Below are 22,731 nucleotides of genomic sequence, written 5' to 3' on the forward strand. Positions count from 1 at the left end.
AGCCCACTCCCGAGGATGCGGGCATCGGATCAAATAAACGGAGAGAGTCGCGCGAGGCGCGACTTTCATGCGAGGACCGATCATGTTGACACTTCAATCCGATTTGCACGGTAACCATCTGCTGGGCGCAATGCCGTCGCACGAATGGCAGGCACTAGCTCCCCACCTCGAACTGGTTCATCTGCGCACCGAGCAACTGCTATGCGACTCGGGTCAACGGATCCATCATGTGTACTTCCCCACGACCGCGATCATCTCGATGCTCTCGACGATGGAAGACGGCAGCTCCGTCGAGATCGCCGCGGTCGGCCGCGAAGGCATGACCGGCGTGCCGGTCCTCACGGGCGGCGAAACCATGCCCAACCGCGTACAGGTGCAATGCGCGGGCTTCGCCTACCGGATGAGCGCACAGGCGCTCAAGCAGCAGTTCGCGCGCTCCGACTTTCTGCGCCGCCTGATGCTGCTGTATATGCACGCTCTTCTGACCCAGGTCGCGCAGACCGCCGCGTGCAACCGCCATCACTCGCTCAACAAGCAACTGTGCCGCTGGCTGCTGATCGAGGTGGACCGCGTGGCGTCGAACGATCTGATCGTCACGCAGCAGCTGATTGCCGACATGCTCGGCGTGCGCCGCGAAGGCATCACCGAAGCGGCCGGCAAGCTGCACGACGAAGGCCTGATTCATCATAGCCGCGGTCATATCAAGGTGCTCGACCGCAAGGGCCTCGAAGCCCGCGCGTGCGAATGCTACGGCCTCGTGAAACGCGAATTCGATCGTCTGCTGCCGCGACTGCGCCAGGCCGAGACCGTCGAATAAGCGGCACGCGGCTCGATGACCGGGGTCGATTTGCCTATGTTCAGGATTACTGCTCGATGTCTCGACGCACTGTTCGTGATTGCAGGCGGTCTGCTCGCCCACTGGATGCGCTTTTCCGCGCCGATCGCGTTCGCCGATACCGAGCGTCTTCTGATCGCGTTCAAGTGTGTGCTGGTTCTGTTGCTGTTTCCGGGCTTCGGGGTCTATGAGACGTGGCGCGGCAAGGCGCTCGCGCCGGTGCTCGCGCGAATCGCCGCCGCGTGGCTCACGGTGGTCGCGACCGCGCTCTTGCTCGCGTTCACGCTGCATCGGACGGATGCGGTGTCGCGCCTGTGGCTCGGCTACTCGACGCTGATCTCCGGCGCGTTGATCATCGCGACACGCTGCATCATGCACGTGGTGCTGCGCTTCGTACGTCGCCGCGGCATGAACGCGCGCACCGTCGCGATCGTCGGCGCACCGGGGTTTGCGCGCACGCTGCTCGCGCATCTCGAGCATGCGCCGCAAGCGGGCTTCAAACCGGTGTGCGTGTTCGACACCAGCGTGCAAGGCCACGACGCGTATGGCGCGCGTCTGACCCGCCTACCCGTGCTGACGGATCTGGAAGCGTTCGCGACGAAGGTGCGCAATGAACGCGTGAACGAAGTGTGGCTCGCGTTGCCGCTTTCCGAGGAACACACGATCTACCGCTTCACGCGCACCTTCAGACACGACTTCGTCAATCTGCGCTTCATTCCCGACGTGCGCAGTCTGTCGCTGTTCAATCAAGCGATCGTCGATGTCGTCGGTTTGCCGACGCTGAATCTGAGCGCGACGCCATTCTCGTCGCCGCAGATGTGGCCCAAGCTGATGTTCGACCGCCTGTTCGCCGTGCTCGCGCTCATCGTGCTCGCGCCGGTGTTCGCCGTGCTCGCGATCGGCATCAAGCTCACGTCGCCGGGACCGGTGTTTTTCCGGCAGATCCGCAAGGGCGTCGACGGCCAGCCGTTCGGCATCTACAAGTTCCGCTCGATGACCGTGCACCAGGAAGAGCACGGCCAGATCACGCAGGCGACCCGCAACGACTTGCGCGTGACGAAGCTCGGCAGCTTCATGCGTCGCACGAGTCTCGACGAGCTGCCGCAGTTTCTGAACGTGCTGCTCGGTCAGATGTCGGTGGTGGGTCCGCGTCCGCATGCGGTCGAACACGATGATCTGTACAAGGACCAGGTATACGGCTACATGCACCGTTACCGCATCAAGCCCGGCATCACCGGCTGGGCCCAGGTCAACGGCTATCGCGGCGCGACCACCAAGGTCGAGAAGATGGAAGCGCGCGTGAAGTTCGATCTCTTCTATATCCAGAACTGGTCGTTCTGGTTCGACATGAAGATCGTCTTCATCACGATTTTCAAGGGCTTTGTCGGCCGCAACGCGTTCTGACCACGCCATCGAGGGAATCGCATCCGGGAGTGTCGGTCATCGTGCCGGCACTGCGGCGCATGCGAAGTGCGGGTACTGAAGGCGGTGCGCTGAAGGATCGCCGGAATGCGCCTGCGTTCCATTCGAGAAAAACACCCAACCGGGCAACAACGCGTACACGCCGCTGCGAATAGAAGCGCCAACGCCGGCGGCCCGATCGACAGCCGCCGTGGTTGACGCAAGATGAGCAGCCGCGACGGACCACGTCATGGACGGGTCCGCCGCGCGACACCGCCTCTACAGGAACGCGCTGACATCGGTCTGAAACCGTACCGCGAGCGCCTTGGCGACTTTCTTGCTGATCGCGCGGCGCCCCGCGAGAATATCGCTGACCACGGTCGGCGACGCGATGCCGGCCAGATCCTTCTGCTTGAGACCATGCGTGATCAGCAGATGGCGCAGGACCTCGCGCGGCTCCGCTTTTGGAATCGTCAGGTTGCGCGCTTGCCAATGACCGACCAGTTCCGTCACGATCGCGTGCAGATCGGCGAGCGGATCGTTGTCGTTGCCGCTTAGATGATCGGACAGCGAATTGGCGACTCGCACCATCTGGTGATAATCCTCTTCGGTGCGAATCGGCGTGATCGGCAACTGGCTCTTCAGCGCAGCCCACGTTGCGGAGATGTCGGGAAAGGGTCCCGGAAGGCGATCGGCATTCATGAGTTTTAATTCGTCCTCGTCCAAAAGCCGTCGGCGCGTTAATCGGTGACGCGCGAATGACGACTGCCTGTTGTAGTGAATCGCCGTGACACGCCGAATTGCCGGCACGGCGAACTTCGCAGTGAGGAAATTCAGCGATCACGATAGCGAACGTCTGCTTCAGGTCGTTATGGCCACGCGAGGCATGCCGCGCCAGCGAATATCTCGCCCATAGCGCGTGGCGCGCACCCCGATGTGGTTTTTTGAAGTCCAATACTGCTTGCTTGACAATGGCCCGCCGCGGCTGGCCTTGCACGCGCGGCGCGTATCGCGCGATACGCGATACGCGCTGCCGACACAAAGCGCGAAGCGGACGCGCCCACACCAAGAGCCGCCCGGACGCGTTGGTCAGAACGGCTCGTTACTGCCCGTTGCGAAATCACTGCATGACGACGAAAACCTCTTTCTCTCCTATCGAAAACTCCACGAGGCGAGAACAGCGAAAGACCCTCACCTCATTGCCTCCACCTGCTTTTCGGCGCCGTGTCGCTGGCGATGCCGAGTTCCCGGGTCGCGAGATCGGGCTGCGCCCACCTCACCTGCTCCCCCAGCTCCATCGCCGGCAGACCCTGAGCGACCGCCGCAATCGTGCGCGTGACCTCGGCCATGAACGCCCGCCGGAACACCTGAGGCGAAAACCGCTCGGCATTCGCGCGACAGGCCGCCGGCGTGATGTACGCGCTCAGCCGCTCGAAGCGGTCGATCGCGTCGAGCATTGACACCGCCGTCTGACGCGCGAAGAAAACGCCGGTCGGGTGCGGGTCGCCGACCGGCACTACCGTTTCGAGCGCCCCGCCCCTGGCGAACGCAATGACCGGCGTGCCGCAGGCCTGCGCTTCGAGCGGCACGATGCCGAAATCTTCCTCGGCGGCGCACACGAAGGCTCGCGCACGCGCCAGATACTCCTTCAGTACGCCGAATGGCTGATAGCCGAGGACCGTCACGTTCGGTCCTGCCTTCGCGCGGATCGACGCCATCTGCGGCCCGTCGCCGATCGCGATCAGCTTGCGCTGCGGCGTGGCGTTGAACGTCTCGACGATCAGATCGATGCGTTGGTGCGGCACCATCCGCGACACGGTCAGATAGAAATCGTCTTTTTCGGTGCGCAGTTCGAATTCGTTCACGTCGACGGGCGGCGGAATCACCGCGGCATCGCGCCGATAGGTTTTCATCATGCGCCGCGCGACCGATTGCGAATTCGCGATCAGACGATCGACACCATTCGTCGACTGCGCGTCCCAGCCGCGCAGGTAATGCAGCAATACCCGCGCGGCCCACGACTTCGGCCCGCGCAGCAGATTCGCTTCGCGCAGATACTGATACTGCAGATCCCACGCATATCGCATCAGCGAGTGCACGTAACTGATGTGCGTCTGATGAGGGCCGACCAATACGCCCTTCGCGACTGCGCAAGAACTGGTGATGATCAGGTCATAGCTCGACAGATCGAACCGTTCGACGGCGAGCGGCATCAAGGGCAAATAGGCGCGATAACGGCTGCGCGCAAACGGCAGGCCTTGAATGAACGACGTGGTGACCGGCTTACCGGCAAGCGGCGTGCGATCTTCGAGAAAATCGACGACGCTGAAAACGTCGGCGTCGGGAAAGCACTCGATGATCTGCCCGAGCACTTTCTCGGCGCCGCCGGGAGCGACCAGCCAATCGTGCACGATCGCTACTTTCATATTCCGTCCTATCTGTCACGAATCGCCACCTGGCCTCAGAGAAGAGTGTATGTGCCACGTTCCTGACTGTGCGTGCGCGTGCCCACATTCGACGTGCGACAGTAAGCGAGTAATTCGGAGAGTCCGTTCGCGTCTGCAAAAACACGGCTTCATTCCGGCGCTTTCGTATGTGCACTACGCCTGACGTATCGCCTCACGCCTGCTCGCCAGTCCAGCCGACACCTTTACGATCGGAGCGCTGCGCGAGCGACGGGCGTGCGACCTCGACGGCCGCAGTGCCTCGCGTGCCTCGCGTGCCGTTTGGCGATCGGAGCAGTCAGTTGGGAGGGCCGGGTTCGGCCCTGGGGGAATTCGCCGTGCGCTGCACGGCGCGCGACGCAGTGGTGCTGCTGTCGGACGGTCCATTGCGCGTGCGCTTCGAAGCGCCTGGCGCGCGGATGATCGGCGACGCGCGCGTGTCGGGCATCGCGCGGCGGGCATCGGCGGCTAATTGTCTGCGCACGGTGCCGGGCATTTTCCGCCAGGTGCGCGCGATTGCCGCCGCGGCGGGCGGTATAAGCGGGATCGTGCGGCACGACCGCAACAAAAAACGCGTGTGAACCGTTGGAGCGGCTCACACGCGTCAGAGCGAACAGAAACGCAATTCGCTTAATTCTGGCCGTACGTGATCGTTTGCACGCCGGTGTCCGTGCCGAGCAGGCACAGGTTCGCGCCGCGGCCCGCGAACAGGCCGACCGTGACGACGCCGGGCCATGCGTTGATATGCGCCTCGAGCGTGCGCGGGTCGCTGATCCTCAAGCCCTTCACGTCGATGATCTCGTTGCCGTTGTCGGTGATGAACGGCACACCCTCTTTCGTCACACGCACGACGGGCACGCCGCCGAGCGCCGTCACGCGCCGGCCGATCGCGGTGCGCGCCATCGGCACGACTTCGATCGGCAGCGGGAAATGGCCCAGCGTCTCGACGACCTTGCTCGCATCCGCGATGCAGACGAAAACTTCCGACACCGACGCGACGATCTTCTCGCGCGTGAGCGCGCCGCCGCCGCCCTTGATCATCGCGCCGCTGTGATCGATTTCGTCGGCGCCGTCGACGTACACCGGCAGCGAGTCGATCTCATTCAGGTCGAGCACCTTGAAGCCGTGCGATTGCAGACGCGCGGTGGTGGCGAGCGAACTCGACACCGCGCCGCGATAGCGGGATTTGGTGGCGGCCAGCGCGTCGATGAAGCAGTTCGCGGTGGAGCCCGTGCCGACGCCGATCACCGAGCCTTGCGGCACGTTGGCATTCACGTAATCGGCGGCGGCCTGGCCGACCAGTTGCTTGAGTTCGTCTTGAGTCATGGGAGAGGCGGGGAAAGCGTGAAAAACCCGTAGTTTACCGGAGTGGCGCGGAGAAGGCCGGGTTTGGGTGGCTTTGTGCCGCGGACCACGCTTGTTTGCCGGACACGATTGGACACATTGAGACACAGGAATCATCCATCGCCATCACGAATTGATCGGCGAAATTGATCTATTCATGAATGCGCACCCGATGGACCTTGATCCCGCTTTCGAAAGGGAATACGACACTGGCTTTTGCGCCAAATTGTGGGGCAACACTAAAGCGCCTCCTGCGCAAATAGCTGTATTTTCCGCACTCAAAGCAAAACGCCCGGAACCACCACGGCGTTCCGGGCGCCCACAATCGGCCAACAACAAGAACGACGACAGAAAAACTACTTCTTCACCGCCCGCTGCCGCACAGCCTCGAACAGACACACTCCGCTAGCCACGGATACATTCAAACTCTCCACCGTCCCCGCCATCGGAATGTTCATGACGACATCGCAGGTTTCACGCGTCAGGCGTCGCATGCCCTCGCCTTCGGCTCCCATCACGAGCGCCACCGGCCCGTCGAGTTCCGTTTCGTAAACGCTCTTCTGCGCGTCGTCGGCCGTGCCGACCACCCAGACACCCGCGTCCTTCAGTTCGCGCAGCGCGCGCGCCAGATTCGTGACCGTGATGTACGGGACCGTGTCGGCCGCGCCGCTCGCGACTTTCGCGGCGGTCGCGTTCAGTCCCACCGCGCGATCGCGCGGCGCGATCACCGCGTGGGCGCCGGCCGCGTCGGCGACGCGCAGGCAGGCGCCGAGATTGTGCGGATCGGTCACGCCGTCGAGCACGAGGATCAGCGGCGAGCCGCTGATGCCGTCGAGCAGTTCGGCGAGATTCTGCGCAAGCGGCAGATCGCCCGCGCGCGCGACCACGCCCTGGTGACGTTCCGTGCGCGCGAGGCCCCACAGACGCGTTTCGTCGGCGGCGATCAGACGCACGCCCGCGTCCTTCGCGGCCTGCAGGAATTCGGTCATACGACGGTCCTTGCGCGTCGCGTCGTAATAGACATCCTCGACCGTCGACGCGTCGTGCCGGATACGCGCGGTCACTGCGTGGAAACCGTATAAGACCTTATGACGTGCCATGACTGAACAACCTTTGATGGGGCGCGCATTCAACGCGCGCCACTGTGATGAATATGAAACCAAAAGGCAGACCGCGCGCAACCGGCACGTACTCACGTGCCCGCTGCGCGCGGTCCTGGCGCTGTGAAAGCCTCAGCGCTTCTTGCGTGCCTGCTTCGACGCCGCCTTGGTCGCGACACCGTGCTTCCTCGCCACGCGCGCTTCCTTGACCGCCGCGCTCTGCGCGGGCGCGGCCCTCTTGCGCCGCGGACCCGGCACCGACGCGCCACTTTCCACCGGCGGCATCACGCGCACGCGCGGGCCAGCGCCTTCTCCCTTGTCCGCCGCGATACCGCGTGCCAAAGGCGGCTTGATCGGCGTATCGCGCACAAGGCGGAAGTCGATCTTGCGCGCGTCGAGATCGACGCGGCTCACCTGCACGCGCACGCGATCCGACAGCCGATAGCGAATGCCGGTGCGCTCGCCGCGCAGCTCGTTCTTGATCTCGTCGTACTGGAAGTAGTCGGAGCCGAGTTCGGTCACATGCACGAGGCCTTCGATGAACAGCGAATCGAGCTGCACGAAAATACCAAACGACGTGACGCCGTTGACCATGCCGCCATACTCTTCGCCGAGCTTGTCGCGCATGAAATAGCACTTGAGCCACGCTTCGACATCGCGCGATGCTTCGTCCGCGCGGCGCTCGTTCGCCGAGCAGTGCAGCCCAAGTTCTTCCCAGATCGCCACGTTGTTCGCGCGCCCGCGGGCGCCCCGCTTTTCCTCGTCGGCCTGTTGCATCGCGCGGGCGCGCGGCGACAGTGCGGTATTGAGCTCGACGCCCTGCGGCGGCTGCGGCTGATACTTACGGCCCTGCAGGATCGCGTAGATCGCGCGATGCGTGAGCAGGTCGGGGTAACGGCGGATCGGGCTCGTGAAGTGCGCGTAGGCCTCGTAGGCGAGGCCAAAGTGGCCGATGTTGTCGGGGCTGTAGACCGCCTGCTGCATCGAGCGCAGCAGCATCGTTTGCAGCATCGAGGCGTCGGGCCGGTCGCGGATTTGCGCCATCAGTGCGGCGTAGTCGCTCGCGTGCGGCGTGTCGCCGCCGCCGAGCGTCAGGCCCATGCCGCGCAGGAAGGTACGCAGGTTCTCGAGCTTTTCCGCGCTCGGGCCCGCATGCACGCGGAACAGGCCCGGATGCTTGTTGCGCTTGAGGAAGTCCGCCGCGCACACGTTCGCGGCCAGCATGCATTCCTCGATCAGCTTGTGCGCATCGTTGCGCGTGCGCGGCACGATCTGCTCGATCTTGCCCTGCGCGTTGCAGACGATGTACGTCTCCGTCGTATCGAAGTCGATCGCGCCGCGCTTCTGACGCGCCGCGAACAGCGCCTTGTAGACGCCATACAGATTCTGCAGTTGCGGCAGCAACGCGGCGCGGCGGGTCGCTTCCGGGCCTTTGGTGTTTTTCAGCACCGCGGCGACTTCGGTGTAGGTGAGCCGCGCGGCCGAATGCATGACGCCCGGATAGAACTGATACGCCTTCACGTCGCCACGCGCGGTGACGATCATGTCGCACACGAGCACGCAGCGGTCGACTTGCGGATTCAGCGAGCACAGTCCGTTCGACAGCTTCTCCGGCAGCATCGGGATCACGCGGCGCGGGAAATACACCGACGTGCTGCGCTCGATCGCGTCGGTATCGAGCCCGCTTTGCGCAAGCACGTAATGCGACACGTCCGCGATCGCGACGATCAGGCGGAAACCGTCGCCGCGGCCCACCTGCACCGGCTCGCAATAGACGGCGTCGTCGAAGTCGCGCGCGTCCTCGCCGTCGATCGTGACGAGCGGCACGTCGCGCAGATCGACGCGATGGCGAATATCGGCCGGGCGCACTTCGTCGGGCAGCTTCGCCGCTTCGGCCAGCGCGGCCTCGCCGAACTCGTGCGGCACGCCGTATTTGCGCACCGCGATTTCGATTTCCATGCCGGGGTCGTCGATATCGCCCAGCACTTCGACCACGCGGCCGAGCGGCTGCGAATGACGGCTCGGAAAATCGGTCAGCTCGACCACCACGACCTGGCCAACCTTCGCCTTGCGGGTGTTCTGCGTGATCAGGATGTCGTGGCCGATGCGCTTGTCTTCGGGCGCGACGATCAGCGCGCCGTTCTCGTTGAGCAGACGGCCGATCACGCGCTTGTTCGCGCGGTCGGTGACCTCGACGATGTGCCCTTCGGGCCGCCCACGCCGGTCATAGCCGACGATGCGCGCGAGCACGCGGTCGTTGTGCATGACCTTCTGCATCTCGCCGTTGGGCAGGAACAGGTCGTCCTGGCCGTCGTCGCGAATCAGGAAACCGTAGCCGTCGCGATGGCCCTGGACGCGGCCCGCGACGAAGTTCGACGGATGGGTCAGTTGATAGAGATTGCGCTGATCGAGCCGAATCTGGCCGTCGCGCTCCATTGCGCCGAGACGCTTGAAAAATCCTTCGCGCTCCTGGCGCTTGATCGACAGGGCTTCGGCGATGTCGTTCGCGGCAAGCGGCATTTCACTCGTGCGCAGCACGCCGAGGATTTCTTCGCGGCTTGGAATCGGATACGGAAATTTGCTCAAGGGCTTGTCGATGATTTTTTCTCGTTGCATGGACGTCGGTCGGCGATGTGATCCGGCCTGGAAGGCGTTTGCGTAATGCGCGCAGTCACGCTCGGCTGCATCTGCACGGCGGCTGCGCTGGCTCGGTCATTGCACCTGCTGCTTTCTGCTCTTCTGCTCCCACTGCGATTTGCACCGGAAACTGCCTGGGTCCGGCTCGTTCGACGCCAGCCGACGCGCGTCTGCCTGATCGCAAGTGACACTCGCGTCGGGACGCCGGATGTGCATCGTGCCAACGAACTACTGCGAGGCATTCTAACACCCGTGTCGGGCGCCACGCGGGCCTGCGGCGGTGGTTGGGACGCATAGTGCGCCGGGCTCGCCGCGAGGTTGAATCGCGTTCGGCAAATCGCTTGACAGGTCGGAATCTGTCGCTATAATTGCGGTCTTTGCTGTTCATCATCTGCCCAGGTGGCGAAATTGGTAGACGCACTAGGTTCAGGTCCTAGCGGTGGCAACACTGTGGAGGTTCGAGTCCTCTCCTGGGCACCATCAGTTGTTCCGGCGTAAGCCGTAGTGGTCCGAGAAACCCCGTAAGATCAAGGTCTTACGGGGTTTTTTGTTGCCTGCAGTTCCGTTACGTTCCGCTGACGTCGATCAATTTTACGTATACTGTTGCGTATACCAGATTCGGGGGCTTTCTCATGCCCAGACGCGTCGATTCGAAGTCGGAATTGGTCTTTCGCGCCGCCAAGCCGCGCGCGCAGCCTTACCTGCTCGCTGATGGAAATGGTCTTGCACTGAGGGTCCGGCCAAACGGTACCCGGACGTGGCTGTTGCGATATCGGCGACCGGGCACCAGCAAGGAAAACTTCCTCAGCCTTGGTCCCTACCCTGACGTCTCGCTCGTGGATGCGCGTAAAGCAGCCACCATCGCGCGCAACCTCGTCCGCGATGGCACCGATCCCGTCGAGCACCGGAGAGCCGAGTCAGCGGCGCGCAAGCGCGCAGCCGAAGGCGCATTTCAGCTTGTGGCTCAGAAGTGGCTCGCATTCAAGCGCAAGGAGTGGGCCGATGAGACGTACCGGAAGGCCGAGTTCGTGGTGCGCGAGTACCTGAGTCCGGCGCTTGGCAATAAGCCGATTTCGACCTTGGCTACGCCCGAGGTCAAACCCGTGCTGGAAGCGATTGCGGCGCACGCGCCGAACCTCGCCACGAAAGCGCGCCAGTACGTCGGCGGCATCGTGACCTACGCAATACAACACGGTCTAAGAGAAGACGGTATTCCGCTGTCGCTGCGCGGCGTCATCCCACGGCATAAGAAAGGGCATATTCCGGCAATCACGAAACCCGCCGAGATCGCGCCGCTCGTGCAAGCCATTAACACCTATAAATCGCCGATCACGCGGGCCGCCCTGAAACTGACCATGCTTACCGGTCTGCGTCCGGGGATGGTCGCAGCCGCACCCTGGGACGAAGTGGATCTCGATGTGGCCGAATGGCACGTCCCGGCCGGCCGGATGAAGATGCAGCACGAGCACATCGTGCCACTGCCGAAGCAAGCGGTTGAGTTGCTCGAGGAGCTCGAGGCTCTGACCGGCCGCGGACACTACGTCTTCCCCTCACCGGCGCGCCAGAAGACGCCGCATTTGCACCGGGATGCCCTAAGCAAGGCATTGCGCGAATTGGGCTTCCAGGGAAAGCATGCAACTCACGGATTCCGCGGCATGCTACGCACCGTGGGGAGGAAGCGGCTAGGCATCGACATCGACATTTTGGAGGCGCAACTCGCGCACGCAAAACGAGGGGACGTGCAGAAGGCGTATGACAGGACAACCTTCGACGATGACCGTCGCCGCGTTATGCAAGAGTGGGCTGATTACATTGACCGGCTCTGCAGCGCGAAGCCGTAATTGAGCCGACCGATGACGACGCCCTCGCTACTTGGAGCACCGCCCATTCTCATTCAACGCCTTCTCGCTCGTCTTGGGCACCCTCCCCACTCGATTGTCAATCCCAAGGCGGGAGCCCAGTCGGGACAGCGTTTCCGCCTTGTCACGCTGGATCGATACCGTCAGTGATACCGGAAACTCCAAGCAGCAGTTGTCAGCTTTGACGAGACTGTATCGGAGAATCGACCCGTGCTTCCATTGAAAGATCGCAGACACGAAGCATTCGAGGACGGCTTCTGTCGAAATACCGTCGTCGATACCGTCAGGCACGTTCCAACACGGTCCCGGCAGAGCCTGCGGAAGCTATGCTACGCCCCTCAGAAGCGGGGAAGCTTCTCTGCGACAAAGCAAACGCTCTCGAAGCGCTACAGCCGCCGCAATCAAAATAATAGTGGCAAATTCTTGCACCGCCACGCTCAATTCCACGATTCCGGGCTGCGCCTCACCGATGTCGATCTCATATTGGCCGGCTGCTATTTCGACGTCTACATCTCATTTGCGCGGGCCCACCCGGTCTCAGCACCACCAGCGGTCAGAAAACCGACCTGGGATCCGACTCCGCTAACGGCACGTCGCTGATCCAGCGGTTCTTATTGACCCAGCGAGACTCGCGTCCTCCACCGTCAAGGCCGATCGTCAGCGATTTCTTCGCCCGTGACCTCGGCTAGGCGCAATGTCAGCATATTTTACACATAAGTTGACATTGTCAGATTTAAATCGTACATTACTGACATTGGAGGGCGCTATGTCTGACGGACCATTCAGAAATGTCGCATTAACTAGTCGTTGGAAGGTATACGGCCAAAAGCTGGTTAGCGACGCCACGAGCGCTGAAGAGCGCATGGCGCAGGCTTGCCACAGCATGATTCGCGACGTAGACATGAAGACCTTCCATCCCCTTTTCGGCGAACTCAGAGCACATGCCCAGCGCCCCCAAATGGATCTGGACCCTGCGGCAGCGATCGAGACGATCTTTGATCGCCACCCCAGGTCGTTTCTGTCCGAGTCTCTGAACAGGCATTTGATCGCCAATCTCAGGGATCAGATTTCGACGAAGCAAGCACTTGATCAAGCGTTGGGGAACACGGCAAGAGAATGGATCGGCACCACTAAGAATCGGCTCGACGAACACTGCATTCGTGCCCGCGATCTTGGAGACATGAAGCGCGAGGATTATCGAAAGGGCCTTGAGCGAAACCACGAAACCTTTTCTGCCATGAAGCCTGATGAGCTCTGCGCTGCTTTGGCCTCCGGTAACAAGCGCGCATTTGGCGAAGCGCTCCATAAGAAAAGCGGCGTAGATGAGGGCCCTGAAGAATGAGCACTAGCGTCAAAAAACCAGCTAGATCGGAAAAGCGTCTGGTTGTCCTCGAGAATGGGCAGAAGCGCGGTCGTGCCGTCCCGAAGGATGCCGAAATCGCGGAAATCGGCCAGCACATCCGCTTTGATCCGTCAGCTCTCGATAGCTTCGACGTTGAGGGGTGCAAGCCAATTCACTACGATATGCTCGTTCTCTGTGCCGCCGTGGAGTTCGCTGATCGTCGCTGGAAGCGGCCGCTGGGCTGGCGGCGCATCTTACATGTGACTCTTCCCGTTGCCGCCCCCGAGAGTTGGCAGCAGCCGGAGGTTCTGAACAGCCTCCAGGGCGTCTTGAACCATCTGACCGGCGACACGTGGCAATTCACCTTTGTGAAAACGAAGGCGCCCTCGCCAATCGGCTCGCGACAGATACCTTTGGACTTTGGTAAGACCAAGACCTTTGCTGTTGCCTACAGCAATGGTTTGGACTCGCGCGCAGTATCGGCCTTGAGCGGCGCAAGGGACGAAGCCCTTTGTATCCGGGTCGCTGGAAATTACCAGCGCCCCAAGGACGGCGATAGCTACTTCACTCAGATTCCCTTCGAGACCAAGGAATACCGTGGCAGCGAGAGTAGCTTCCGCTCACGCGGATTTCAGTTCGCAGCGGTAACAGCGATTGCCACGCAGCTCTCGAACGTGACTCGGATTGTCGTTCCAGAGAGCGGACAGGGAGCGCTTGGACCGGTGCTGCTTCCGCTGTACAACGTTTACCCTGACTATCGCAACCATCCGACGTTCTTTCGAAAGATGGAGCAGTTCATCAGGGCATTGCAAAACTACCAGGTCAGTTTTGAGCAACCGCGCCTTTGGTTCACGAAAGGCCAAACACTAAGCGCATTCTTGCACATACCTGGAAAGTCTAAAGAGCATCTGACGAATACTCGATCCTGCTGGCAAACACGCCGAGTAGTTAATGTAGGTGAGAAGAAACAGTGTGGCCTGTGCGCTGCCTGCCTGCTGAGGCGCTTGAGTCTGCATGCCGCCGGAGTCACAGAGACTCGCGACACCTATATTGTGTTCGATCTTGCCGCCTCCGATGTGGGAGATGCTTTGTCGGTCATCCCTCAGAAGGCCGATAGAGACATCATGATCGAATATGGAAGCGTCGGTGCGCGCCATCTGCAGCATCTTGCGGACATGGCCGGTCGACCCGACGACGGTCTTCGCGCGTACGCTTCGCAAATCGCGATCGCGACCGGGGAAACCTATGAGGAAACTTTGAAAAAACTGAAATGGATGTTGGCATCACATGCCAAAGAATGGCGAGCATTTCTGTGCGCTCAAGGGCAACAAAGCTTCCTGAACAACTGGATGGATGGAGGACGCTATGGCTGATCTAAATGAGCTGACCTCACAGGAAATTGGACGCCGCCTGCGAATAGCACGAGAGAACGCAGCCATTCGGCAAGAGGATGCAGCCAAAATCATCGGCGTTTCCCGCCCCACTCTCGTATCCATCGAGAAGGGCGTACGCCGCGTGCGTATTCAGGAAATCCAGTTGCTCGGCCGCCACTACGGCGTATCAGTGAACGCTCTGCTCCGCCGGGAAGCCGTTCACGTCGACTTATTGCCTCGCTTTCGAAAATTGCGTGAAACAGAAGACGCGCAAACCGCTGATGCTATCCGGCTATTCAACGACTTGATTAAAGCGGATGTTGAAATGGAGAATATACTGGGCATTCAGCGCCGACGAAATTATCCGCCGGAGCGCGGCCTCAATGAGGGCGACGTCACGGCACTTGCGGAAAAGCATGCCAAGGAATTGCGCGACTGGCTTGGTCTTGGCTCTGGACCGATTGCCGACATTTTCTCGGTAATCGAGCTGGATCTTGGCATCCGCCTGTATCAGCGTCGCCTTGCTTCCAACTCGAAGATTGCGGGCCTCTTCAACTACGATGAAAGCATTGGTGCCTGCATTCTTCTCAACGCTAGTCATCCGTTACCCCGGCGCATCCAGTCCGCGGCGCATGAGCTCGGCCACTTCTATGGGACGCGTCAGACTCCGGAGGTGCTCGAAGAAGATGAGAAATTCCTGTCACGCGACGAGCGCTATGCCAACGCTTTTGGTCGTACTTTCCTGACGCCGGCCGAGAGTTTCTCGGAAAGCTTCCGCCAATTGAAGCAGATCACTGGCAAGACGACCCGCCGTCTAATAATTCTCCTCGCCCAACAGTACAACATATCGCGACAGGCGTGCTGCCTCCGGCTCGAGGAATTAGGGCTTGCCAAGAAAGGTACCTGGGTCTGGTTCGAGAACAATGGCGGCATCACCGATGAGCACGCTCGGGAGGTTCTCGGCGAAATGACTGAACGCCGAGATCCGGCGAAAAGCGATGCCGACCGTCCCATCTCCCACCGCCTGAGCTTGATGGCACATGCCGCCTGGAAGCGCGAATTAATGTCGGAAGGACAATTGGCGGAGTTACTAAAGTTAGGCCGAGTGGAAGTACGCAGCATTATCGATCAAATCGAGCTTGAGGAAAGGGATACGGATGAACTGCTCAAGCTCCCGGATTGATATCGTGAACCAATGGGTTCTCGACACCAGCGTACTGATTAACCTTCACGCGTGCAAATATGGTGAACGAATCCTCTCGGCCATCCCGAACGACATTCTCGTTCCCGAAATCGTCGCGGGAGAACTGGAACATGAGAGAAGCCGTAAAAATGGCGAGTACACCTTTCTGCAGGCGCTTGTGGCAGATCGAATCGTTACTGTCGTCGGTCTAACCGACGCTGAGTATCTGATTTTCCACGAACTTACTTCGACGTCTCCGTCGCTGGATGATGGTGAGGCCGCGACGATTGCCATCGCCGCCTCCAGGCAACTTCGACCGGTTATTGATGAACGAAGGGAGCGAATACGCGCCGGCACACTGCTGCCAGCGTTAGTGCCGCACTGGTCGCTAGACCTTCTTTGGCATCCGACGGTCATCGCCACACTTGGTGTCCAACATGCTGTAGACGCTATATCACGCCCTACGCGATGGCCGCATGCGGATTCCCTCGGAAAATGCGGATGAAGTTATTGCACTCATAGGCGTAGAGCGGTCGCGCGACTGCACTTGTCTCCCCGGGTATCGCGAACGATTTTCTGGCAGTCAAAACCATCAAGATGGTGACGTCACCGCGTTGACGGAGCGCTAAAAATAACTACTGCGCCAACTCTTCACCCACGTCGATCGGCCTTTGCAAGCGCATACGGCGGGAAGGCAGATGTCGAGGTCGAGGGAAAGCAAGGTGATTATCTTCGCGCTCAGGCAGTTGAAAGACGCCTCAGGAAGTACGCTGCGCACTCCTTCTCGAAGTCTTTGCTGTTCCGTCCCTGTGGCACAATGAATTTGTCTGGAAAATATATCTTGTCCCCAATGTCGCTCGATACACCCGCCGAAACTACCAAAGCCAGTCCGCCCGTTGAGCATCGTCCTCCCAGTGGGGCAATCGTCTTGCGACCGGTCTCCGGAAATGTCAGACCTAGTGAGGATCTCCGCGCGATACAGGGGAAAGTCGTGGTTTGGTGGTTCGGCGGCATAGTTCAGAACCGCCGCGATGAAAGCGTGCCCAAAGTCGCAGTGTTCCTCCGAACGCTCGACAAGGACAATGTACCCCGAGCATGGCAGCAAATTAGCGTGACGTTGACCCACTTGGGCATTCTGCGCATTGGGACGGTTTGGCAAAATGGAGTTTGTATTGGCAAAGCTGAACAAGACGATCTGCGTGCCGAGATCGAGTTTACTCCAGGGGAATGGAGTTTTACCTCTCCTGACGAGTGTTTGTATAAAGGTGAACCGAGCCCCCTGTCCGGCTCCGACTACCCGCTCCGGTATCAACGCGACAGGAATTGGTTGATTAGCTTCCGCTTGCCCAACGGAGGCAATCTTCTTGTCCCATGCATCGAGTTTTTGACCCGATGTTATGGCCGCTCCCAGGAAGTGCCTCGCATACTTACAACGTATCGTTGGGAAGAAGCTGCGAACCGCTTTTTCGCTCCATTCGACGCGACAGCGGTCGAGCCAGGGTACTGGCCGATCAGATTACGCAAGCGTCTGCACAACGGAGACACGGTATTCCTCGCCCATGCATTGCACGACGATTTCGCGCGAAACGCAGCAAAGAGCATTTTCACTCAGATCAGCGCTGCATTCAACCGCGGCGACTCGTACGCTTTCCCCAAAATAGGCCCGTGGTTCTCGGGCACAGCAACGATCAAGGTCCGTGGCCACTGGATAAACAATGGCCGGACGTTTTTGGCTCTTCGCGTCGATGGCTTGACAGAACCAAGCGGCATTCCACTACAGCGCGATAGGGAAAATTCGAACAAAGTGGAAAATCCGGCGACAGGCAGCGGCATCGGAGAAGCGTGGAAAGGGGCACCGGGCCGTCACATCGTTCGCCCCCCAAGATCGTGGACCTCACTGATGCTAATGCCCGCGGTTCGGGGCCGCGTCGACCGACGTGGTCGAAGACGACTTCGAAGTATTGGGAGAAAAGCGGGCAGTTAAGGATTATCGCCGCTACCAAGCGGAAACATCCGCAGGGAAACGCAGCGATGGGCGCAATCCAGACTCGTTCTCAAGTGGAGAAGTCCGCGGTGCCGGGACTGACACCGGCCATGCTTCCATTCACGCGCATGTGGCAATGGAATCCGAAGGCACACTACGTGACATGTGGAATGCTCTCCGAAAACTCCCAACGTCACATCCCGATCAGGTTCGCAGCGTTGAATGGTACACGCACGAGAATGGTTTCAGAAGCAGCGAGCCACCACAACTCGTCGCGCTTACACCGTTTGACAAAGACGACAAGGACATTACAACGAAGAAGCGCAACTGGCTTTTCTTCGATGTCGAACACCGCCTTCCTCGCGGCATACTTGTAGCGCGCGTTGTTAGCCCCAAAAAGGTAATTTACATCGTTGAAATTCAGAGGCGTCCGCGAATTGCGAAAGGAGATGATGGCACGGAAACTGGTGCGGAAGAAAGTTTCCAAGGTCTGGTTTTCGAACTTCACGATGAACTTACGTTTCTCGACTGGCTGAATTACTTGCTGTCCGAGATTAGGCATGTCGTCGGTATCGTAAAAAATCTGACAGCTCCATGCCCTGGCAATGCTTTTTCGTTCAGGCACGTACGGTCCGGCGACAAGCATCCAGGTCAAGCTGCAGTGAGAAATGCTCTCGAGAAACTCGACATCAAAGTCTGACAACAAATCAATCCTTGCATTGTGCAAGTCAGCGTAACATTGGACCGGCTGACTCCAGACTCATTTTTTTCCAAAAAGCATCCAACGGGTCCTGCATGTGCCAAGCGACGGACACAGAGGTCAACTTTCAACGCGAACTGCTGGAGCAGGTAGAAACTGAGAATCCCTGCCCCGTTTGATCGCGAATTGTTTCGCTCCACGTACTACTGCATAGCCCGGTCATTATCTTCCCCTGCCCGACGTGCATGCTGGCCGGGAGCGACCGATTTCACGCCTCTATTAGGTCTGTCCGTCGCGCGAGCACACGCCACCGTCCGCGTGTCTTCGATCCTCTCGCCACGCACGTAAAGCGTTCAATGGCTCAACAACAAGCAAAGCCGTCAGTCATAACGTACTCCACACTGCCGCCGCGATGACGAGGAAGTACATTTCCGGGTTTGTTGTCAATACCGATTCCCGTGCATTCGCGCTTGAGCCATATGCTCATAGCTTGCAAACCCGCTAGCAGGCCATACGGATCGCCAACTGGCGCGCTCGCTCCCGGAGCTCCATGTACAAAAAGCAACACGGATTGTATCCAATCATAAATCTGCCTTTGGGTCGCCGCATCGAGGTCTTTCAACAGTTCAGTTTCCGTTACAGTGTATGGATCATTCGATCCTGAGATGAAAGGTCCGAGCGGCGCTCGATGACAATCGATTCTCGGAAAGCAAGGTAATGACTGGGTATGGACGAATCGGACAAACTGATCGTAGGCTTCGTCTTGAGAGATCTTGACCGCTCTCTCCGCTGCATGGTTCAGAAGGACGAATGACCCCGTTCCAGAATGTGTCGAGATTTCTTCGTACCCGGCGGATGTGTAGTGGGTTCGTTCGCTTGTTAGATACATAGTTTGCATTTCTGACGTGACCTCTTGATACGAGAACCGCTACCCCCAAACAAGACAGCACAAGACCATCTGGCAATCCGCCTGCATTTATTGCGGGTGAAGCTATCAAACCGAAGCGGAAGACTCGACCTTTAGTGGTTTCGACGTATACGCCACCGCGTCAATATGAAAGAACTGCGGCCTGTCGTGAAGCTTCACTGGGAACGTCGGCTCGTGAGTAAGATCGTCCAGCAGCGCCGAAACCGCACTATCGCTGAAAACAACAAAGTTGGTACCACCCGCATGCTGAACGGAGGAGAAAATCACACCACCGAAATCGCCCGCGAGTTTGTGACGAATAAACTCGACCATCGCTTGTGTCGTGATATAACCGGTTTCGCCTTCGCGCACTGGCTTAGCGATGACCTCCGGCAGATGGAGCAACAATTCACGGCAGATCTGTCGCTCTTCATAGTCCTCGTACCAGTAGCCCAGCTTCGTTGGAGCCCTGAAGTTCTTAAAATTTCGGAAATCAAAGAACCTGATGGGACGTGTAGTCTCGAATAGACCAACCGCTACCGTCACGTCAAGGCGCCCAGTCGTCGCGTCCCTCAAACCCGCGTCGCGTCCGGGTTTCGCATTTCTTTCGGAAACGAAAAAACGAAAATAACGGGATCGTATGCGATATGGATACGACAACGTCATCACCAGCACTACGGGCTCTGCCGGGCAGCACACTCGCACGACTGTGGAATGCTGCGCCGGATTGCTTGGCATCTCCCCTGGAATCGTTGCCGCATTTGCTTGTTTCCTGATACTGTTCTGCGCGAGAGCGATGAGGTTTACCCCAATCCAAATATAGAATTCCCATGGGACCGAGCGGCGAGGCCAAATCAACAGTGCGTGCACCGAGCGCGCCCAACCCTGCAACGAAACGCAATACCAGCGACCCCGGCGACGCCACGGAGCGCAATTTCCGGTATCAGCATGCGTACGGGGTCATGCTTATGGTTGCGGCCCGGCTTGGGACGCGACCGTACACCGCGCTGTGGTGCGAACATCATGAGGACTTTCTCGCCGAGAACGGCCAGGGCATCTTCGATGCATACCAGATCAAGACATCACGCCCGGAACGCGGCGCCTGGGACTTGGCCGATAGCGAACTGACAAGGTCGATCGGGCGCTTCGTTGATCTCATAACGGAATTCGGCGACCGGATTGGTCACGTCTACTTCGTCTCCAATACAGAGTTCGACGAGCCAACGCCGGCGAGTACAGACCAGAAACGACGCGGGCGCAGTCCACGTCTATTCCTCGAGCATATCCGCCAGTGTCCCAGCAGGGCCGAAATATCATCGCCCTTTGACGGCGCTTTCGACGAACTACTGGCCGCCTGTGGCTGTGAGGTCGACGAATTGCTGCTCACCCTGCACCGCATGGATCTGATTCTCGGTCCGTCGCGTGGCGAGTTCGATGCCGCGTTGTCACACGAACACATTGCCCGGCTGCCGATCTGCCGCGAGTTCATTGCTGAACAGCTCGATACATTCAGGGACAGCCTGGTTGCACTCGTCCATCGGGCCGCATCCCTTCAGGTGAGCGACCCCATCAGGCATCTGCGTGCACTCATCGATCCTGTGGATCCCGATCCAGTCCTGCTGGCCAAGCGTGTCGACATCGCACAGGCGCTGCTGGCTGTACCTTCGTCAGCCGGGAAACCCTCCTTCCGGTTTCCGGGCAAACCGACGATCGATCTCAATGCGGGCCTGAAGACCAGCGTGCTGGAACAGAAGCTCGTTGCAGCTGGATTGTCAGAGGATGTTGACTACATGCTTGCGCGTGCACGTGCGGCCGAATATAACCTTCTCGAAGAAGCAACCCGATACCCTGAAAAGTTCCCCGAGCGACTCCAGCAGATTGAGCAGCGCGTGCATGGGGAACTGTCTGAAGCCAATCTTCGCGCGCGCCAGCGAGACGCACCCTACGGCCCCTCGATGCTGATTGACGTCCAGGATCGTCTTCGAGATCTTGCCTCGCAGCACGCGGGACAAGTCTTCAACCAGAGCTATGAATGTCTAGTCGGCGTCGCAGGCCTGCTAACCGGGGAATGCCGGGCATGGTGGGGTCCACGGTTTTGGACTTGCCCCTGCATAACCGGACATGCAGTCACGCTTAGGTTGGTGAATTTGCTCGCTGGCGAAACTCGCGTGGTGAGCAGTATTTCAGGGCGCTGTGCGGATGCGACTCGTTGTAGTGGTCAAACGCGATGGCCAGGTTCTGCAACGCCGTTCTCGCGTCCGGCTTGGGCATCCCTCTCTTCATCGTTTTGACGAAGCTTTCGGCCATCCCGTTGCTCTGCGGACTTCTGACCGGAGTCGTGATAGGTTTCAGGCCCACTTTTTTCGAGAAGGTGAGCGTCTCCTCGGCAATGTAGCAGGAACCGTTGTCGCTGAGCCATTCGATTTCGTTGTCGGCCTTCAGTGCACCATCGAAACGGTTTTCCACAGCCTGAAGCATAACGTCACGCACCATGTCTCCGGTGTAGCCCCCGGTGGTCGCAGCCCAGCTCATGGCCTCCCGGTCGCAGCAGTCCAGTGCAAAGATAACGCGCAGCGGCGAGCCGTCATCACAACGGAACTCGAAGCCGTCCGAGCACCAGCGCGCATTGCTCTGGTCCACCGCGACCCTGCCGTCGTGCCGGCGAGTTGACTGGGGATGGCGCGGCCGGCGTTCGAGCAGCAGACCATGGGTATGCATGACCCGATAAACCCGTTTTGCATTAACGCGAGGCTGCCCATGTGCGTCCCGATTTCGCCGTAGCAGGGCCCAGGCGCGTCGGTAGCCGTAAGTAGGCAAATCAGCAACCAGCCCTTGAAGTTCCGCCACGAGCGGCATGTCGTCGCGGGCGGGCGTCTTGCGCCTGTCGACCCATTCAGCGTCGCGCTTTGATTTCACCGCGAGATTAGAGCGCGACACACCCAGGACTTCACAGACCGTCTTCATCGGTCGTCCCCCGGCGGCAATGGTGAGCGCGCAATCAATTTTTTTGCCCGGCCGTACTCCACTGCTTCGCGGAGGATTTCCACTTCCATCGTCCTCTTGCCCAGCAGCCGCTGGAGTTCACGAATCTGCTTCATCGCTTCGGCCAGGTCCGACGCCGGCACCACCTGCTCGCCGGCACTGACTGCTGACAGGCTTCCGTCCTGATAGAGCTTGCGCCAGGCGAATACCTGGTTTGCATTCACCTGATGACGACGGGCGACTCCGGAAACGGTTGCTCCGGGCTCGAAGGTCTCGCGCACTATCGCGAGCTTCTCCTCGACAGAGCGCCGACGGCGCTGTTCGGGTTGGGTCAGAACTTCAATGGGTTCCACGTTAGAGCTGGGCTTAAACATAGGCGTAAGACTACCTCAAAGTTTAAGCGTTACCTTGTGTCCGGTTTTCGCGGGGGGCCGGCCCACCTACTTCGTGCACGTACTCACCGAACTACCGCAACGCGAACCGCGTGCCGACGTGACTGACCTCCTGCCGTTCAACTACGCAAAGCTCACCGCAGCCGCTCGTTGAGCTTGATCTGGCCGACGCATTCGAAGCGCCTTGCCGATCGATGCGCTGCCGTATTGCATGTCGCCTTCCGTATACCCCTATGAACTCGGTGTGC

18 protein-coding genes, 1 tRNA gene and 1 pseudogene are annotated in these 22,731 nt (G+C 59.7%); 11 read left to right on the forward strand and 9 right to left on the reverse strand.

Annotated features, from left to right (window positions below; all coding sequences use genetic code 11):
- Positions 1-82: 82 nt before the first annotated feature.
- Entirely contained in the window at positions 83-817 is a 735-nt protein-coding gene (locus tag OKW35_RS38605) for a Crp/Fnr family transcriptional regulator (RefSeq protein WP_184068676.1), read from the forward strand.
- Between the two features lie 36 nt (positions 818-853).
- Complete coding sequence (locus tag OKW35_RS38610) at positions 854-2,239, forward strand: undecaprenyl-phosphate glucose phosphotransferase (RefSeq protein WP_429406257.1); 1,386 nt, start codon at positions 854-856, stop codon at positions 2,237-2,239.
- 276 nt (positions 2,240-2,515) lie between these two features.
- Here OKW35_RS38610 and OKW35_RS38615 read toward each other — a convergent pair whose 3' ends face one another.
- Together OKW35_RS38615 and OKW35_RS38620 are read right to left on the reverse strand one after the other, a co-directional pair.
- Positions 2,516-2,938 carry a helix-turn-helix domain-containing protein gene (locus tag OKW35_RS38615; RefSeq protein ID WP_026225425.1) on the reverse strand — a complete coding sequence of 141 codons (423 nt, stop codon included), beginning with the start codon at positions 2,936-2,938 and terminating at the stop codon, positions 2,516-2,518.
- A 494-nt stretch (positions 2,939-3,432) separates the two neighbouring features.
- A complete protein-coding gene (locus OKW35_RS38620; protein ID WP_429554820.1) occupies positions 3,433-4,662 on the reverse strand; it encodes a glycosyltransferase family 4 protein in 1,230 nt (409 codons plus the stop codon).
- Between the two features lie 356 nt (positions 4,663-5,018).
- On the opposite strand from OKW35_RS38620, the gene OKW35_RS38625 reads away from it, so the two are divergent.
- On the forward strand, positions 5,019-5,261 hold the full coding sequence (locus OKW35_RS38625) for a hypothetical protein (RefSeq protein ID WP_184068685.1): 243 nt from the start codon (positions 5,019-5,021) through the stop codon (positions 5,259-5,261).
- Between the two features lie 49 nt (positions 5,262-5,310).
- Here OKW35_RS38625 and rpiA read toward each other — a convergent pair whose 3' ends face one another.
- The 3 genes from rpiA to rnr all read right to left on the reverse strand — a co-directional run bounded on the left by rpiA (position 5,311) and on the right by rnr (position 9,740).
- The gene (gene rpiA, locus OKW35_RS38630) at positions 5,311-6,006 is read right to left on the reverse strand and encodes a ribose-5-phosphate isomerase RpiA (protein WP_429554821.1); all 696 of its coding nucleotides are present in this window, start codon (positions 6,004-6,006) and stop codon (positions 5,311-5,313) included.
- A 374-nt stretch (positions 6,007-6,380) separates the two neighbouring features.
- A complete protein-coding gene (rlmB, locus tag OKW35_RS38635) occupies positions 6,381-7,124 on the reverse strand; it encodes a 23S rRNA (guanosine(2251)-2'-O)-methyltransferase RlmB (protein WP_026225426.1) in 744 nt (247 codons plus the stop codon).
- Between the two features lie 132 nt (positions 7,125-7,256).
- Complete coding sequence (gene rnr, locus OKW35_RS38640) at positions 7,257-9,740, reverse strand: ribonuclease R (RefSeq protein ID WP_429554822.1); 2,484 nt, start codon at positions 9,738-9,740, stop codon at positions 7,257-7,259.
- A 414-nt stretch (positions 9,741-10,154) separates the two neighbouring features.
- Between rnr and OKW35_RS38645 the strand changes: the two genes are divergently transcribed.
- The 7 genes from OKW35_RS38645 (at position 10,155) to OKW35_RS38675 (ending at position 17,502) form a co-directional block, all read left to right on the forward strand.
- Positions 10,155-10,241 (forward strand) — tRNA-Leu (locus OKW35_RS38645).
- A 152-nt stretch (positions 10,242-10,393) separates the two neighbouring features.
- A complete protein-coding gene (locus tag OKW35_RS38650) occupies positions 10,394-11,602 on the forward strand; it encodes a tyrosine-type recombinase/integrase (RefSeq protein ID WP_429554823.1) in 1,209 nt (402 codons plus the stop codon).
- Between the two features lie 784 nt (positions 11,603-12,386).
- Positions 12,387-12,962 (forward strand): hypothetical protein, encoded by a 576-nt coding sequence (locus tag OKW35_RS38655; RefSeq protein ID WP_429355413.1) that lies wholly within the window; start codon positions 12,387-12,389, stop codon positions 12,960-12,962.
- Positions 12,959-14,335 carry a 7-cyano-7-deazaguanine synthase gene (locus OKW35_RS38660; protein ID WP_429488559.1) on the forward strand — a complete coding sequence of 459 codons (1,377 nt, stop codon included), beginning with the start codon at positions 12,959-12,961 and terminating at the stop codon, positions 14,333-14,335. Before OKW35_RS38655 ends, OKW35_RS38660 begins: the two co-directional genes overlap by 4 nt.
- Positions 14,328-15,518, forward strand: a complete 1,191-nt coding sequence (locus OKW35_RS38665; protein ID WP_429554824.1) for an ImmA/IrrE family metallo-endopeptidase — start codon at positions 14,328-14,330, stop codon at positions 15,516-15,518. The genes OKW35_RS38660 and OKW35_RS38665 overlap by 8 nt, the downstream gene beginning before the upstream one ends.
- 4 nt (positions 15,519-15,522) lie before the next feature.
- Complete coding sequence (locus tag OKW35_RS38670) at positions 15,523-16,023, forward strand: DNA-binding protein (RefSeq protein WP_429554825.1); 501 nt, start codon at positions 15,523-15,525, stop codon at positions 16,021-16,023.
- Positions 16,024-16,509: 486 nt separating this feature from the next.
- The gene (locus OKW35_RS38675) at positions 16,510-17,502 is read left to right on the forward strand and encodes a hypothetical protein (protein ID WP_429554826.1); all 993 of its coding nucleotides are present in this window, start codon (positions 16,510-16,512) and stop codon (positions 17,500-17,502) included.
- 193 nt (positions 17,503-17,695) lie between these two features.
- On the opposite strand, the gene OKW35_RS38680 is transcribed toward OKW35_RS38675, so the two are convergent.
- The 3 genes from OKW35_RS38680 to OKW35_RS38690 all read right to left on the reverse strand — a co-directional run bounded on the left by OKW35_RS38680 (position 17,696) and on the right by OKW35_RS38690 (position 19,847).
- A complete protein-coding gene (locus OKW35_RS38680) occupies positions 17,696-18,205 on the reverse strand; it encodes a hypothetical protein (RefSeq protein WP_429554827.1) in 510 nt (169 codons plus the stop codon).
- Between the two features lie 358 nt (positions 18,206-18,563).
- Complete coding sequence (locus OKW35_RS38685; protein WP_429554828.1) at positions 18,564-18,824, reverse strand: hypothetical protein; 261 nt, start codon at positions 18,822-18,824, stop codon at positions 18,564-18,566.
- 372 nt (positions 18,825-19,196) lie between these two features.
- Positions 19,197-19,847, reverse strand: coding sequence for an RES domain-containing protein (locus tag OKW35_RS38690; protein ID WP_429554829.1), 651 nt, complete (start codon positions 19,845-19,847; stop codon positions 19,197-19,199).
- Positions 19,848-19,939: 92 nt separating this feature from the next.
- On the opposite strand from OKW35_RS38690, the pseudogene OKW35_RS38695 reads away from it, so the two are divergent.
- Positions 19,940-20,317: pseudogene (locus OKW35_RS38695) on the forward strand (dsDNA nuclease domain-containing protein); the annotation flags it as partial.
- A gap of 925 nt (positions 20,318-21,242) precedes the next feature.
- Here the strand turns inward: OKW35_RS38695 and OKW35_RS38700 are convergent.
- Positions 21,243-22,465, reverse strand: a protein-coding gene (locus OKW35_RS38700; protein ID WP_429554830.1) for an IS3 family transposase whose coding sequence is annotated in 2 segments (ribosomal slippage) — positions 21,243-22,111 and positions 22,111-22,465 — 1,224 coding nt in all. Because the reading frame shifts where the segments join, the coding sequence is not laid out codon by codon here.
- Positions 22,466-22,731: the final 266 nt, after the last annotated feature.

It is taken from the genome of Paraburkholderia sp. MM5477-R1 (assembly GCF_050436385.1).
In the GTDB taxonomy this organism is placed as follows: domain Bacteria; phylum Pseudomonadota; class Gammaproteobacteria; order Burkholderiales; family Burkholderiaceae; genus Paraburkholderia; species Paraburkholderia tuberum.

Excerpts from the sequence above, each read along its gene's own strand:
- OKW35_RS38605 (WP_184068676.1), top strand. The coding sequence starts at position 83 with ATGTTGACACTTCAATCCGATTTGCACGGTAACCATCTGCTGGGCGCA.
- OKW35_RS38610 (WP_429406257.1), top strand. The coding sequence starts at position 854 with ATGTTCAGGATTACTGCTCGATGTCTCGACGCACTGTTCGTGATTGCA.
- OKW35_RS38615 (WP_026225425.1), bottom strand. The coding sequence starts at position 2,938 with ATGAATGCCGATCGCCTTCCGGGACCCTTTCCCGACATCTCCGCAACG.
- OKW35_RS38620 (WP_429554820.1), bottom strand. The coding sequence starts at position 4,662 with ATGAAAGTAGCGATCGTGCACGATTGGCTGGTCGCTCCCGGCGGCGCC.
- rpiA (WP_429554821.1), bottom strand. The coding sequence starts at position 6,006 with ATGACTCAAGACGAACTCAAGCAACTGGTCGGCCAGGCCGCCGCCGAT.
- rlmB (WP_026225426.1), bottom strand. The coding sequence starts at position 7,124 with ATGGCACGTCATAAGGTCTTATACGGTTTCCACGCAGTGACCGCGCGT.
- rnr (WP_429554822.1), bottom strand. The coding sequence starts at position 9,740 with ATGCAACGAGAAAAAATCATCGACAAGCCCTTGAGCAAATTTCCGTAT.
- OKW35_RS38650 (WP_429554823.1), top strand. The coding sequence starts at position 10,394 with ATGCCCAGACGCGTCGATTCGAAGTCGGAATTGGTCTTTCGCGCCGCC.
- OKW35_RS38655 (WP_429355413.1), top strand. The coding sequence starts at position 12,387 with ATGTCTGACGGACCATTCAGAAATGTCGCATTAACTAGTCGTTGGAAG.
- OKW35_RS38660 (WP_429488559.1), top strand. The coding sequence starts at position 12,959 with ATGAGCACTAGCGTCAAAAAACCAGCTAGATCGGAAAAGCGTCTGGTT.
- OKW35_RS38665 (WP_429554824.1), top strand. The coding sequence starts at position 14,328 with ATGGCTGATCTAAATGAGCTGACCTCACAGGAAATTGGACGCCGCCTG.
- OKW35_RS38690 (WP_429554829.1), bottom strand. The coding sequence starts at position 19,847 with ATGCCAAGCAATCCGGCGCAGCATTCCACAGTCGTGCGAGTGTGCTGC.